Annotated in this window: 14 protein-coding genes; 11 read left to right on the top strand and 3 right to left on the bottom strand. The window is 66.8% G+C overall.

Annotated elements, in window-relative coordinates; genetic code table 11:
- Nucleotides 1-117: 117 nt before the first annotated feature.
- Nucleotides 118-753 carry a c-type cytochrome gene (locus ZRA01_RS09710; RefSeq protein ID WP_141351612.1) on the bottom strand — a complete coding sequence of 212 codons (636 nt, stop codon included), beginning with the start codon at nt 751-753 and terminating at the stop codon, nt 118-120.
- 121 nt (nt 754-874) lie between these two features.
- Here ZRA01_RS09710 and yihA point away from each other — a divergent pair, with 121 nt between their 5' ends.
- Together yihA and ZRA01_RS09700 are read left to right on the top strand one after the other, a co-directional pair.
- Entirely contained in the window at nt 875-1489 is a 615-nt protein-coding gene (gene yihA, locus ZRA01_RS09705) for a ribosome biogenesis GTP-binding protein YihA/YsxC (protein WP_141351610.1), read from the top strand.
- A gap of 130 nt (nt 1490-1619) precedes the next feature.
- Entirely contained in the window at nt 1620-3059 is a 1440-nt protein-coding gene (locus ZRA01_RS09700) for a mannose-1-phosphate guanylyltransferase/mannose-6-phosphate isomerase (protein WP_141351608.1), read from the top strand.
- Nucleotides 3060-3089: 30 nt separating this feature from the next.
- Here ZRA01_RS09700 and ZRA01_RS09695 read toward each other — a convergent pair whose 3' ends face one another.
- Together ZRA01_RS09695 and ZRA01_RS09690 are read right to left on the bottom strand one after the other, a co-directional pair.
- Nucleotides 3090-3608 (bottom strand): DUF2946 family protein, encoded by a 519-nt coding sequence (locus tag ZRA01_RS09695; protein WP_141351607.1) that lies wholly within the window; start codon nt 3606-3608, stop codon nt 3090-3092.
- Between the two features lie 9 nt (nt 3609-3617).
- A complete protein-coding gene (locus ZRA01_RS09690; protein ID WP_141351605.1) occupies nt 3618-4424 on the bottom strand; it encodes an outer membrane protein assembly factor BamD in 807 nt (268 codons plus the stop codon).
- Between ZRA01_RS09690 and ZRA01_RS09685 the strand changes: the two genes are divergently transcribed.
- The 9 genes from ZRA01_RS09685 to ZRA01_RS09640 all read left to right on the top strand — a co-directional run bounded on the left by ZRA01_RS09685 (nt 4411) and on the right by ZRA01_RS09640 (nt 14198).
- Nucleotides 4411-5397 carry an RluA family pseudouridine synthase gene (locus ZRA01_RS09685; protein WP_371859290.1) on the top strand — a complete coding sequence of 329 codons (987 nt, stop codon included), beginning with the start codon at nt 4411-4413 and terminating at the stop codon, nt 5395-5397. The two genes, ZRA01_RS09690 and ZRA01_RS09685, sit on opposite strands and share 14 nt — an antisense overlap.
- The gene (gene pgeF, locus ZRA01_RS09680) at nt 5394-6125 is read left to right on the top strand and encodes a peptidoglycan editing factor PgeF (RefSeq protein WP_141351601.1); all 732 of its coding nucleotides are present in this window, start codon (nt 5394-5396) and stop codon (nt 6123-6125) included. The genes ZRA01_RS09685 and pgeF overlap by 4 nt, the downstream gene beginning before the upstream one ends.
- 54 nt (nt 6126-6179) lie before the next feature.
- Entirely contained in the window at nt 6180-6980 is an 801-nt protein-coding gene (locus tag ZRA01_RS09675; RefSeq protein WP_246093541.1) for a ZIP family metal transporter, read from the top strand.
- A gap of 275 nt (nt 6981-7255) precedes the next feature.
- A complete protein-coding gene (locus ZRA01_RS09665) occupies nt 7256-8995 on the top strand; it encodes a PHA/PHB synthase family protein (protein WP_141351597.1) in 1740 nt (579 codons plus the stop codon).
- A 269-nt stretch (nt 8996-9264) separates the two neighbouring features.
- A complete protein-coding gene (gene phbB, locus ZRA01_RS09660; protein ID WP_141351595.1) occupies nt 9265-10005 on the top strand; it encodes an acetoacetyl-CoA reductase in 741 nt (246 codons plus the stop codon).
- A 38-nt stretch (nt 10006-10043) separates the two neighbouring features.
- On the top strand, nt 10044-10784 hold the full coding sequence (phbB, locus tag ZRA01_RS09655) for an acetoacetyl-CoA reductase (protein ID WP_141351593.1): 741 nt from the start codon (nt 10044-10046) through the stop codon (nt 10782-10784).
- A gap of 111 nt (nt 10785-10895) precedes the next feature.
- Entirely contained in the window at nt 10896-11498 is a 603-nt protein-coding gene (gene phaR, locus ZRA01_RS09650) for a polyhydroxyalkanoate synthesis repressor PhaR (RefSeq protein ID WP_141351591.1), read from the top strand.
- Nucleotides 11499-11557: 59 nt separating this feature from the next.
- Nucleotides 11558-12886: a 30S ribosomal protein S12 methylthiotransferase RimO gene (gene rimO, locus ZRA01_RS09645; RefSeq protein WP_141351589.1), complete on the top strand. Its 1329-nt coding sequence runs from the start codon at nt 11558-11560 to the stop codon at nt 12884-12886.
- A 400-nt stretch (nt 12887-13286) separates the two neighbouring features.
- Complete coding sequence (locus tag ZRA01_RS09640) at nt 13287-14198, top strand: patatin-like phospholipase family protein (RefSeq protein ID WP_141351587.1); 912 nt, start codon at nt 13287-13289, stop codon at nt 14196-14198.
- Nucleotides 14199-14294 lie beyond the last annotated feature (96 nt).

Here is a 14294-nt window from a genome sequence, read left to right as displayed (position 1 = left end):
GTGGCCTCGACCACCCCTCTCGTCGGCCCGATCGGGCCGCCACCTGCCTCGTGCCCCCTGGGGGGCGGGGCCAAAATGACCACCCCACGGGGTGGTGACCCCGGGGGCTGTCGTCGCTTAGCGCAGGCCGGCGGCGTAGTCGGAGACGGCCTTGATGTCCGGGTCGGTCATCTTGAGGGCGATGGTGCGCATCATCTTGGCCGGGTCGTTGGCGCGCTCGCCGGCGCGGAAGGCCTTCAGCTGGGCCTCGGTGTAGTCGGAGAACTGGCCGGACAGGCGCGGGTACTGGGCCGGCAGGCCGGCACCGGCGGGGCCGTGGCAGGCCGCGCAGGCGGGGATGCCGCGCTTCTGGTCGCCGGCGCGCCACAGGCGCTGGCCGAGCTCGATGGAGGCCTTGTTCTTGGCGGACTCGGGCTTCAGCTGCTGGCTCGCGAAGTGGGCGGAGAGGCCTTTCATGTCGTCGTCGGACAGGGCTGCGACCATGCCGCCCATGATGCCGTTGACGCGCTCGGCGGGTTTGCCGTCGACGCTCTTGAAGTTGCGGAGCTGCTTGAGGAGGTACTCCGAATGCTGGCCGGCGAGCTTCGGATTGGCGGAGATCTGGCTATTGCCGTCAGCGCCGTGGCAGGCGCCGCACACCTGTTCGGCAGTCTGTTTCGCCTTGGCCATATCGGGCTGGGCGGCGGCCTTGTCTTGGGCCTGAGCCGCAGTGGCGGCCAGAAGCAGCGAAAGCAGAAGGGAACGCTTGATCATGATGTCCTCGGAAGCCAAGAATGTGGGTGTCTCAAACCTGTTATTCTATATTAACTCCAGTCATTTGCGCGACGCAGTGGCGCTGCAGGCAGATGCCCGCTGTGTCCAGGTCGGCTCATCCATGTCCCTCTTCCGTCACGCCCAGTTCGAAATCTCGATTGCCAAGCCCAGCGGGCTGCCTCCACCCAATGGGCCGGAGATCGCCTTCGCCGGCCGCTCCAACGCCGGCAAGTCGAGTGCGATCAACACCCTGGCCAACCACGTCCGCCTGGCTTTCGTCTCGAAAACGCCCGGCCGCACCCAGCTGATCAACTTCTTCCGGCTGCAGAACGGCGCGGTGCTGGTCGACCTGCCCGGCTACGGCTACGCCGAGGTGCCCGAGGCCATCCGCCGCCAGTGGCAGCACCTCCTCGAGGACTACCTCACCCGCCGCCCGAACCTGATCGGCCTGGTGCTGATCATGGACTCCCGCCACCCGCTCAAAGACCGTGACCGCACGATGATCGGCTGGTTTGCCCCGAGCGGCCGGCCCATCCACGTGCTGCTCACCAAAAGCGACAAGCTCACCCGCAGCGAGGCCGCCGCCACGCTGGCCGCGGTGCGAAAAGAGCTCGCGCCCCTCGGTGAGCAGGTCACCGTGCAGTTGTTCTCGAGTCTCAAGAAGACAGGGGTTGAGGAAGTGGAGCAGGTGGTCGGATCATGGCTGGCAGCAGCGCCGTCCGCGTCGTCGGCATAATGCCCCTGGATTGATTGGTAACGAATCTCCCGGCGGATTCATGCTAGAAAGACGGCTGCGCGTGCGCCGGCACGGTTGCCGCTGACAGCTGTCGGCCACACCCTACATTCCATTCATTACCTTTCATTCCATGGAACTCCAGCCCGTCATTCTCTCCGGGGGCTCCGGCACCCGCCTGTGGCCGCTCTCCCGCGAGCAATACCCCAAACAGCTGCTGGCCCTGGTCGGCAACGAGACCATGCTGCAGGCCACCGCGGGCCGTCTGGCCGGCTTTGCCGGCCGCCTGCCGGTGGCGTCGGCCCCGGTCGTGGTGTGCAACGAGGAATACCGCTTCGTCACCGCCGAGCAATTGCGCTCGGCCGGGCGCGGCAGCAACAACATCGTGCTCGAGCCGGCCGGCCGCAACACCGCGCCGGCCCTCACGCTGGCCGCCCTGGCGGTCGCCGACACCGACCCGGTGATGCTGGTGATGCCGGCCGACCACGTCATCGCCGATCTGGCCGGTTTTCAGGCCGCCATTGACGCGGGCATCCCGGCGGCCCTCGAGGGCGCCATCGTGACCTTCGGCATCGTGCCCGACCGCGCCGAGACGGGCTACGGCTACATCCGTTGCGGCGCCGACCGCGCCGATGGCAGCAAGGCCATCGCGGCCTTCGTCGAGAAACCCGACGCCGCCACCGCCCAGCGTTACCTCGACAGCGGCGATTACCTCTGGAACAGCGGCCTCTTCATGGTCCGGGCGAGCACCTGGCTGAAGGCCATCGACAGCCTGCAGCCGGCGATGGCCGCGGCCTGTGTCGACGCCTGGAAGGCTGGCGCGCGGGACGCCGACTTCGTGCGCGTCGCCAAGGACGCCTTCGGGGCCTGCCCGTCGGACTCCATCGACTACGCGGTGATGGAGAAGCTGGCGGCGGCCGAAGGCCTCGGCATCGCCGGTTGTGTCGTGCCGATGTCGGCCGGTTGGTCGGACGTGGGCGCCTGGGACGCCCTGTGGCAGATCGCCGACAAGGACGGCAACGGCAACGTGGCCCGCGGCGACGTGCTCTTCGAGGACAGCCGCGACACCCTGGTGTATGCCCAGGACCGCCTGGTGGCCTGCGTCGGCCTCGAAGGCGCGGTGATCGTCGAGACCCCCGACGCGGTGCTCGTTGCCAGCAAGGACAAGACCCAGAACGTCAAGCAGATCGTCGCTGCCCTCAAGGCCAGCAAGCGCAGCCAGGCCTCGGCCCACCGCAAGATCCACCGGCCGTGGGGCTGGTACGACTCGATCGACAACGGCTCCCGCTTCCAGGTGAAGCGCATCGTCGTGAACCCGGGCGCCAGCCTCAGCCTGCAGATGCACCATCACCGGGCCGAGCACTGGATCGTCGTGAAGGGCACCGCCGAGGTCACCAACGGCGAGCGCACTTTTTTGCTTGGCGAGAACGAATCCACCTACATCCCGCTCGGCCATGTGCATCGGCTTGCCAACCCGGGCAAGCTGCCCCTCGAGATCATCGAGGTGCAGTCGGGGAGCTACCTGGGCGAGGACGACATCGTCCGTTTCGAAGACACCTACGGCCGGGGCTGAGCCCCGCCGGGTGTTGCCGCCGGCCTGGCTTCAGGCCGGCTGGCCGACGAAACCGAAGCGGGCGGGCACGTCGGCCTGCGCGATGCGCTCCACGGGCAGGCAGCGCCCGCTCCAATTGAGGCTGATGGGCGCGTCCGGCTGCTCGAGCTCGCCGACGAGGTGGGCGGCCATCGCGGCCAGGTCGCGGTCGTCGAGCAGCGCGATGCCGTGCTCCGAGGCCAGCAGCAGGCTGCCTTCGTCGTCGAGCCAGGCCCCGCTGAGGGTTTCGACGGGCTGGCCGGTGTGGGTCTGCAGGCGCGCAGGCGCTGCCAGGCGCAGCACGGTGGGCGTGTAGGCGAGGCTCACGAAGACACGCTGCGGGCCGTTCTGGAAATACCAGCGGCCGTCGGCGTCGGCCTCGTAGTTGCGGCCGATGAAGGCCGCGAGCCCCGCGTGGCGGATCGGCCCGTCGGGCAGCTGCCATTCGCCGCGCCGCGACAGGCTCAGCCAGCCGAAGCAGTCGGGCACGTCCGGCCAGCGCGCGAGGGCCTGGCGGACGGCGTCATCCATGGTGGCCGCTCACCACATCTTCCACCACGGCGCGCGGGCCTTGTCGTCGGGCAGGCCGAGGCCCAGGTAGCGGCTGTTGGGGAAGTTCTTGCGCATCACGCGGTCGGCGTCGTCGCGCAACTCGGGCATGTTGAGGGCGTCGTAGCTCTTCGCCATCACGAACAGGGCTTCTTCGGTTGCCGGCGAGTTGGGGAAGTCCTTGACCGTCGCCTGGGCCCGGTTGGCCGCCGCCACGTAGGCGCCGCGCTTGAGGTAGTAGCGCGCCACATGCACCTCGTAGGAGGCGAGGGCGTTCACCAGGTAGCGCATGCGCTTCAGGGCGTCGGGGGTGTACTTGCTGTCGGGGAAGCGCTGGCTGAGCGTCCTGAAGGTCTCGAAGGATTCGCGGGCGGCCTTCGGGTCGCGCTCGGAGAGGTCCTGGTTGGACAGCGTGCCGAGGAAGCCCAGGTCTTCGTTGAAGTAAGCCAGGCCCTTCAGGTAATAGGCGTAATCGACGTTCGGGTGGTTGGGGTGCAGCTTGATGAAGCGCTCGCACGCCGCCACCGCCGACGCCTGCTCGTTCGACTTGTAGTAGGCGTAGGCCACCTCGAGCTGCGCCTGCTGGGCGTAGCGGCCGTAGGGGTAGCGCGCCTCGAGCTTCTCGAACATCTTGATGGCGCGGTCCCAGGCGCCGTCGCCCATGGACTCCTTGGCTTCGGTGTAGAGCTTCTGGGCGCTCCAGCCGACGGTTTCGTCCGCCATGTCGGGGAGGCCGCTGCATCCGGCGAGCAGCAGGAAGCCGGTAAGCGTTAAACTACGCAGGGTGAAATGCGCCATTGAAAACTCTTTCGAAGAAGACTGGCCGGATTATAGCCCAGCCGCTTCCACCCCTTCGCCGCAACGCGAGTCGATTCCCCACGAATGTGCCGGCATGCGGGCCGACCAGGCCCTCGCCCGGCTGTTCCCCGAACATTCCCGCAGCCGCCTGCAGTCCTGGCTGAAGTCGGGGCGGATCACCATCGCCGGTGCCTCCCCCGACTCCAAGACCAAGGTGTGGGGCGGCGAGGCCGTGCTGGTGAGCCCCGAACCCTCCGAAGCCATGCTCGCCGAGCAGGCCGAGGACATTCCGCTCCAGGTGGTCTTCGAGGACGACACCCTCGTCGTCATCGACAAGCCGGTCGGGCTGGTCGTCCATCCGGGCAGCGGCAACTGGTCGGGCACCCTGCTCAACGCGCTGCTGCACCACGCTTCGGTGTTCCGCGAGCTGCCGCGGGCCGGCATCGTGCATCGCCTCGACAAGGACACCAGCGGTCTGCTGGTCGTCGCCAAGACCCTCGAGGCCCAGACCGACCTGGTGCGCCAGCTCCAGGCGCGCAGCGTCAAGCGGCACTATTACGCCCTCGTGCATGGCGAGCCTTCGCCGAGCGGTGAGGTCAATGCGCCGATCGGCCGCCATCCGGTGCAGCGCACCAAGATGGCGGTGGTGCCCGGCGGGCGCGAGGCCCTGACCCGCTACCGGGTCGTCGAGCGTTTCGCCCGGGCGACCCTCGTCGAATGCGAGCTCGCCACCGGGCGCACCCACCAGATCCGCGTGCACATGGCCCACATCGGCCACCCGCTGGTCGGCGATGCCACCTACGGCAAGGCCAAGAGCGCCGACCCGCGCCTCGACGCCTTTCCGCGCCAGGCGCTGCACGCCTGGCAGCTCGGCCTGATCCACCCCCGCAGCGGCGAGGCCTGCCGCTGGCAGTCGGCGCTGCCGGCCGACTTCGACGAGCTGCTGCAGCGCCTGCGGGGGGAAACCCCATGACCGACGCCTGGATCGTCCCCGCCTGGCCGGCTCCGGCCAACGTGAGGGCCTTGTCCACCACTCGCGCCGGTGGCGTCGGCGTGGCGCCCTTCGACAGCCTCAACCTGGGCACCCATGTGGGCGACGACCCGGCCGCGGTCGCCGCCAACCGGGCCCGCCTGCGCGCGCTCCTGCCCGCCGAACCGGGCTGGCTCAACCAGGTGCACGGCACTGCCGTCGTCGACCTCGCCACGCTGCGTGGCGTGCCCGATGCCGACGGTGCGGTGTCCCGCAAGCCGGGCGCCGTCTGCGTGGTGATGACCGCCGACTGCCTGCCGGTGCTGCTGTGCGACCGGGCCGGCACCGTCGTCGGCGCCGCCCACGCGGGCTGGCGCGGGCTGCAGGGCGGCGTCATCGAGGCCACCACCCGCGCGATGGGCGTGCCCGCCGGCGATCTCATGGCCTGGCTCGGCCCGGCCATCGGCCCGGAGGCCTTCGAGGTCGGCGACGAGGTGAGGGCCGCCTTCGTGGCGGATGATCCGGCCGCCGCGGCAGCCTTCCGCCCGGCCGGGCCGGCGGGCAAGTGGCTGGCCGATCTCTACCTGCTCGCCCGCCAGCGCCTCGCCGCGCTGGGTGTCGCAGGCGTGTACGGCGGCGATGCCTGCACCTTCACCGAAGCCGCGCGCTTCTTTTCCTACCGCCGCGATGGCCGGACGGGCCGCATGGCCTCGCTGGTCTGGCTTGCCTGAGTTCCGGCCGCGGCCCCGACAGGCGGTATACTGCCCGCCCACTGTAAAACCCCTATGACCATGACGCCCATCGCCTGGATCGTTCTGATGAGTCTTGCCGGCGGGCTGCTCAGCGTGTTGGTGGCCTCTGGCGTTTCATACGCCGCGCGGCCCCACTGGGTACCGGTGCTGATCAGCTACGCCATCGGCGCGCTGCTCGGGGCCGCCTTCCTCGAGGTGCTGCCCCACGCCATCGAAGCCGCCGAATCCCCCGAAAAGGCCGCGATGAACATCCTGGCCGGCATCCTGTTGTTTTTCGTGCTCGAAAAACTCGTGCTGTGGCGGCATTGCCACGACGAGGGCTGCGCCGGCCATGAGCCGCACAGCCACGGCCACGGGCATGGCGGCCACGAGCACGGCCGCAGCGGCCTGCTGATCCTGGTGGGCGACACCTTCCACAACTTCGTCGATGGCGTGCTGATTGCCGCCGCCTTCGTCGAGAGCACGCCGCTGGGCATCGTCACCGCGCTGGCCATCATCGCCCATGAGATCCCCCAGGAGCTCGGCGACTTCCTGATCCTGCTTCACTCGGGCTACAGCCGCGGCAAGGCGCTGGCCTTCAACCTGCTCTCCAGCCTCGCCACGCTGGTCGGCGGCATCCTGGCGTATTTCGCGCTGTCCGAAATGCAGCAGCTGGTGCCGGTGTTTCTCGCCCTTGCCGCCGCGAGTATGATCTACGTGGCGGTGGCCGACCTGATTCCGGGCCTCCATAGGCGAACAGAATTGCGCGCCACCGCCCAGCAGGTATTATTGATCGCCGCCGGCATCGCCTCGATCGTCTTCGCCCACCCGCTCGCTGAGCGCGCGTTGGGCTGAGCGACGGCGCCTGGCAGGCGTTCCGAACAGCCAGAGAAACAGGGAGAGCGGCGCCACGCCATAAAAGACGAAGGTCAGGATCCCGCCAATGAGGGTCGTATCGGCTGCTGCAGCCAGCACCGCGACGTACAACCAGGCAATCGCAACAATATACATACACGAATTCTACAAGGCCGCAGGTCGCGACGGGGTCTCTCCGCGCACCCGGCGTCCGGGGCTGTCTGTGTGCCCACTGGTGGTGGCGCCGGCGGTCGAAATCGAAAAAGGAGATACGGATGTCTGTTACACCGGAGCAGTCTGCCGAAGCACTCAACGGAATGTTCAAGTTCGGTCAGTCGCTGGCCGCGGGTTTTTTCGATTATCTCGGCAAGCAGAACGCTGCCTTCCAGCAGGCCGCGCCGGCCCAGGCGCCGCAGCTGCCGCTGCCTGAAGCCTCCGACATGGCCCGGCTCCAGCAGGAGCTCGCCGAGGCCCACGCCCGCCTGTGGGCCGGCATGGCCCAGGCCCGCCCCGGCGAGCCGGTCCAGCCCATCGCCCAGCCGGCCCCCGGCGACCGCCGCTTCAATGCCCCCGAATGGACGGCCAGCCCGGTCTTCGACTACATCCGCCAGGCCTACCTGCTCAACTCCGACTATCTCACCAAGCTGGCCGACGCGCTGCCCATCGCCGACGGGCGCACCAAGGAGCGCATGCAGTTCCTGACCCGCCAGTACGTCGACGCGCTGGCGCCGTCCAACTTCGCGGCGACCAACCCCGAGTTCATCCAGACCGCCATCGAGACCCGCGGCGAGAGCATCACCCAGGGCATCAAGAACCTCATCTCCGACATGGAGAAGGGCCGCATCTCGATGACCGATGACTCGGCCTTCGAGATCGGTCGCAACCTGGCCACCACGCCGGGCTCGGTGATCTACGAAAACGCGCTGATGCAGCTCATCCAGTACGCGCCGCTCACCGAGCAGGTCCACAAGACCCCGCTCTTGATCGTGCCGCCCTGCATCAACAAGTTCTACATCATGGACCTGCAGCCGGCCAACTCGCTGGTGCGCTTCATGGTCGAGCAGGGCTTCACGGTGTTCCTGGTGTCCTGGAAGAACATCCAGGCCGAGCAGGCCCACTTCGGCTGGGATGATTATCTCCAGCTCGGCCCCATCACCGCCCTCGACGTCGTGCGTGACGTCACCAAGGTCAAGAAGCCCCACGCGCTGGGCTTCTGTGTCGGCGGCACCATCCTTACGTCGGCGCTGGCCGTGCTTAAGGGCCGCGGCGAAGACCCGGTCGAGAGCCTCAGCCTCATGACGACCCTGCTCGATTTCGCCGACGCCGGCGAGATCGGCTGCCTGGTCGACGAAGCCTCGGTGGCCGGCCGTGAGGCCACCATCGGCAAGGGCGGCGTGTTCCAGGGCCGCGAGCTGGCCCAGGTCTTCTCCAGCCTGCGCGCCAACGACCTCATCTGGCAGTACGTCGTCGGCAATTACCTCAAGGGCAAGAAGCCCGAGGCCTTCGACCTGCTGTACTGGAACTCCGACAGCACCAACATCGCCGGCCCCTTCATCGCCTGGTACCTGCGCAACATGTACCTCGAGAACAACCTGCGCGTTCCGGGCAAGCTCGAGATGCTCGGCGTCAAGGTCGATCTCGGCAAGGTCGACGTCCCGGCCTACCTGATGGCCGCCCGCGAAGACCACATCGTGCCCTGGACCAGCGCCTACCTGGTGCGTCAGCTCCTCGGCGGCGACACCACCTTCGTGCTCGGCGCCAGCGGCCACATCGCGGGTGCCATCAATCCGGCCTCCAAGAACCGTCGTAGCTACTGGGTCAGCGAATCCAGCGCCGCGGTGCCCGAAGAATGGCTCGAGGCCGCCACCGAGCAGAAGGGCAGCTGGTGGCTCAACTGGGTCGAGTGGCTGCGCCCGAAGAGCGGCGACATGGTGGCCGCCCGCAACAAGCCGGGCAACACCAAGTACAAGGTGATCGAGCCCGCGCCCGGTCGCTACGTCAAGGAAACCGTCTGATCGACAACGTTACGGCGTCGGGCATTGCCCGGCGCCGTATTTGCATGAACAGCACCGTCAGCGTTGCCCGGAGCCCTTAAGGGGAGGGGGCGTGTCGTGTAGGGGCGACTGAAGTCGCCCCTACAACTCGCCTCGTCATCACCCCCGCATGTCCGCGCTTTCACTGACGACGCCCGAACGGCCATCAGAGCCAGGGCACCAAGGTTTCACCCGCGGCGGCTGTCAACCATGCGGCCCCGCACAATACTAACCACAAGGAGGGAAACAACATGGCACGTGTAGCACTGGTTACCGGGGGTATGGGCGGTCTGGGCGAATCCATCTGCATCAAGCTGGCGGCGCTCGGCTACAAGGTGGTCACCACCCATTCGCCGGGCAACACCACGGCGGCCGAATGGCTGCAGACAATGAACAACATGGGTTACGGCTTCAAGGCCTACCCCTGCGACGTCGCTGATTTCGACTCCTGCAAGGCCTGCGTCGAAACCATCACCCACGACATCGGCCCCGTGGATGTGCTGGTGAACAACGCCGGCATCACCCGCGACATGACCTTCAAGCGCATGACGAAGGCCGACTGGGACGCCGTCATCCACACCAACCTCGACAGCGTCTTCAACATGACCAAGCAGGTCATGGACGGGATGGTCGAGCGCAAGTGGGGCCGCGTCATCAACGTGTCCTCCCTCAACGGCATCAAGGGCGCCTTTGGTCAGACCAACTATGCGGCCGCCAAGGCTGGCATGCACGGTTTCACCAAGTCCCTGGCGCTCGAAGTGGCCAAGTCCGGCGTGACGGTCAACACCATCTCCCCGGGCTACATCGGCACCAAGATGGTCCTCGCCATTCCGCAGGAAGTCCTTGAAAGCAAGATTCTTCCTCATATTCCGATGAGCCGTCTCGGCAAGCCCGAAGAGATCGCCGGCCTGATCGCCTACCTCTCGTCCGATGAGGCGGCCTTCGTAACCGGGGCCAATATCTCTATCAACGGCGGTCAGCATATGTTCTAATTCCGGTTCCGTTTGGCACTGCAACAAAGGAAAGTGAAATGACGCAACGTATCGCTCTCGTTACTGGCGCAGTCGGTGGTCTTGGCACCGCGATTTGCAAGTCCCTGGCCGCTGCCGGTGTTCGCGTGGTTGGCAACTTCTTCCCCGGCGATCCCGCCAAGGAAGCCTGGGTTGAAGCCCGCAAGGCCGAAGGTCTCGACATCCCGCTGTACGGTTTCGACGTCTCCGACTACGAGCAGTGCAAGGCCGCTGTCGAGCAGATCGCCGCTGAAGTCGGCCCGATCGACATCCTGGTGAACAACGCCGGCATCACCCGCGACAAGTTCTTCCCGAAGATGGAAAAGGGCCAGTGGGATGCCGTCATCGCCACCAACCTGACCAGCCTCTTCAACGTCACCCACAGCATCTCCCCGAAGATGGCCGAGCGTGGCTTTGGCCGCATCATCAACATCTCCTCGGTGAACGGTGTCAAGGGTCAGGCTGGCCAGACCAACTACTCCGCCGCCAAGGCGGGTGTGATTGGCTTCACCAAGGCTCTCGCTGCCGAGCTCGCCACCAAGGGCGTGACCTGCAACGCCATCGCCCCGGGCTACATCGGCACCGACATGGTCATGGCGATCAAGGAAGAAGTGCGTAACGCCATCATCGACACCGTGCCCGTCAAGCGTCTGGGCAAGCCCGAAGAAATCGGCGCGGCCGTGGTTTACCTGGCCTCCGATCTGGCTGGCTACGTCACCGGCGCCACGCTGAACGTCAACGGCGGTCTGTACTACCAGTAATCGTTTTCGCGACGCATTGCACAGCAACCCCGCCAGTTGGCGGGGTTTTTTATTGCGCAGTGCAGTATAATCTCCGTGGGCGAGTCTATCGCCACCGAGGAGATATAACTAATGGCCGATCCAATTCGCCTGATCAAGAAATACCCGAACCGCCGCCTTTACGACACCCAAACCAGTTCCTACATCACGCTCGCCGACGTGAAGGAGCTCGTTCTCGAACACGGTATTTTTCAGGTCGTCGACGCCAAGTCCGGCGAAGACCTCACCCGCAACATCCTGCTGCAGATCATCCTCGAAGAAGAGGCTGGTGGTGCGCCGATGTTCACCAGCGATCTGCTCTCCCAGATGATCCGCTTCTATGGCAACGCCATGCAGGGGATGATGGGCAAGTACCTGGAGAGCAACATCAAGTCCTTCACCGACATGCAGGCCAAGCTCCAGGAGCAGGTCCGATCGGTGTACGGTGAAAACGCCACCGTCAGCCACGACCTGTGGGCCCAGTTCCTGAACTTCCAGGGCCCCGCCATGCAAAGCATGATGGGCGCCTACATGGACCAGAGCAAGAAGATGTACGCGCAGATGCAGGAGCAGCTCGACAGCCAGACGCGCAACCTCTTCTCCGGCTTCCAGTTCCCGGCCTTCCCCGCGGGCTTCAACCCCGAAAAGCTCGATCCGGACACGCCGCCGGCCGAGCCCGACAGCTCCGCCAAATAAAAAAACCGGGCCGCGATCGTAGCGGCCCTTGTGCTTTCTACCCTTCAGGTTTTTGACGCATGACCCAATCCAAACCCGCGGCCGCTCCGAAAGTCGGCTTCGTCAGCCTTGGGTGCCCCAAGGCACTCGTAGACTCCGAACACATCCTCACCCGATTGCGTGCCGAGGGCTATGAGATCTCCCCGTCCTACGAAGGCTCCGACCTCGTCGTGATCAACACCTGCGGCTTCATCGACGCCGCGGTCGAAGAATCCCTCGACGCCATCGGCGAAGCCCTCGCCGAGAACGGCAAGGTCATCGTCACCGGCTGCCTCGGCGCGAAAGACGACGTGGTCATGGCGGCCCACCCGCAGGTGCTCGCCGTCACCGGCCCCCACGCCACCGAGCAGGTCATGCAGGAGGTGCACAAGCACCTGCCCAAGCCCCACGACCCCTTCATCGACCTGCTGCCGCCCCAGGGCATCAAGCTCACGCCCAACCACTACGCGTATCTCAAGATCTCCGAGGGCTGCAACCACCGCTGCACCTTCTGCATCATCCCGTCCCTGCGCGGCGACCTCGTCAGCCGCCCGATCGGCGACGTCATGCGCGAGGCCGAAAACCTCGTCAACGCCGGCGTCAAGGAACTCCTGGTGGTCTCCCAGGACACCTCCGCCTACGGCGTCGACACCAAGTACCGCACCGGCTTCTGGGGCGGCCGCCCGCTGCGCACCAAGCTCTACGACCTCTGCAACGCCCTCGGTGAGCTCGGCGTGTGGGTTCGCCTGCACTACGTCTACCCCTACCCGAGCGTCGACGACATCATCCCGCTGATGGCCGAAGGCAAGATCCTGCCCTACCTCGACGTGCCCTTCCAGCACGCCAGCCCGCGCATCCTCAAGGCCATGAAGCGCCCGGCCAGCTCCGAGAACAACCTCGAGCGGGTTCGTCGCTGGCGCGAGATCTGCCCCGACCTCACCATCCGCTCCACCTTCATCACCGGCTTCCCGGGTGAGACCGACGCAGATTTCGAAGAGCTCCTGCAGTTCCTCGAAGAGGCCAAGCTCGACCGCGTCGGCGCCTTCGCCTACTCGCCCGTCGAAGGCGCTGCCGCCAACGAACTCCCCGGCGCCGTGCCCGAGGAGATCCGCGAAGAGCGCCGCATCCAGCTCATGGAGTTCCAGGAAGATATCTCCACCGAACGCCTCGAACGCTTCATCGGCCGCGAGATGACCGTGCTGGTTGACGAGATCGACGAAGAAGGCGCGCTGGCGCGCTCCCCCGGCGACGCCCCCGACATCGACGGCCTCGTCATCATCCCCGCCGGCGAGCACCTCGAGCCCGGCGAATTCGCCCGCGTCCGCATCACCGACTGCGACGTCCACGACCTCTACGCCGAGCCGCTGTAAGCGGGGGAGGGCGACGGCCTCGGCCAGACCCCCCTGTCCCCCCTTGGCAGGGGGGAACCTTGCTGAACGCTACCCGCATGAGGCCCACGAGCCGTCCCCTGGTTCCTTGATACGGTGAGCCTTGCTGGTCGGGCGTCTCCTAGAATTGGCGGGGCGCCGAGGACCGGCCGGTGTCCTCCCTCCCCTGACAAGGGGAGGGCCGGGGAGGGGTTTCGTCGGTTCCGGTGTCAGCTTGCCGTTTCCTGCGGCACCAACCGTCGGATATCGGCTGTCCTTGTAGGGACGACTTCAGTCGCCCCTACAACGCGCCCCCGTAGCGCCCCCTCGCATCGAATCTACCGCAGGCCGCAGCAAGCGCCCAATCGTTCCTGCCACAACCAACCCCCACGACGAGGCCCCCATGAAACGCACCCCCCGCATCGGCATCGCCCTTGGCAGCGGCTCCGCCCGGGGCTGGGCGCATGTGGGGGTGCTGCGGGCGCTGGCGCGGGAGGGCATCGAGCCGCAGATCATCAGCGGTTGCTCCATCGGGGCCTTCGTCGGTGCCGTCGCTGCGGCCGGCGATCTGGAAAAGCTCGGCAGCTGGGTCGAAACCCTCGGCTGGCAGGACGTCGTCGGCCTGATGGACATGGGCCTGCGCGGCGGCCTCATCAAGGGCGACAAGCTCATCGGTTTCTTTGAGCGCAACTTCGTCGACCGTGATTTCACCGCGCTGTTGCACAGCTTCGGCTGCGTCGCCACTGATCTCCAGAGCGGCCACGAAGTCTGGCTGCGCGAAGGCAGCGTCTCGGCCGCCGTGCGCGCCTCCATCGCGCTCCCGGGCCTTCTCACCCCCGCCTGGCAGGACGGCCGCCTGCTCGTCGATGGTGCGCTCGTCAATCCGGTGCCGGTGTCCCTGGCCCGCGCCATGGGGGCCGACATCGTCATCGCCGTCGACCTCAACTCGGACGTCGTCGGTGCCGCCTGGCGTCACAGCCCCCGGGTCGAAGCGCCCGCCGACACCCCCGCCAGCTGGCACCGCAAGCTGCTGTCCCGCCTCGGGCGAAACGGGGCGCCTGCCGCCGCCGACGACACCGCGACCGAGCCCGAAGGCCTGCCCTCCATGCTCACCGTGATGCAGAGCAGCATCTCCATCATGTCCGTGCGCATCGCCCGCAGCCGCCTCGCCGGCGAACCGGCCGACGTGCTCATCTCGCCGCGCCTTGCCCAGCTCGGGCTGATGGATTACCACCGCGGCGCCGAAGCCATCGCCGAAGGCGAAGCCGCCGTCGAACTCGCCCTGCCGTCCATCCGCCGCGCGCTCGGGCGCTGAAGGCTGCGCAGCCGTAGCAGGCGTAGGTCGGAGTAGCGCAGCGTAACCCGACATCACCCACGTTCAAATGTCGGGTTACGCCCTGCGGGCTAGCCC

The sequence above is a fragment of the Zoogloea ramigera genome (assembly GCF_006539865.1).
Lineage (GTDB): Bacteria > Pseudomonadota > Gammaproteobacteria > Burkholderiales > Rhodocyclaceae > Zoogloea > Zoogloea ramigera.
This window is presented reverse-complemented; position numbering and strand designations above follow the sequence as displayed.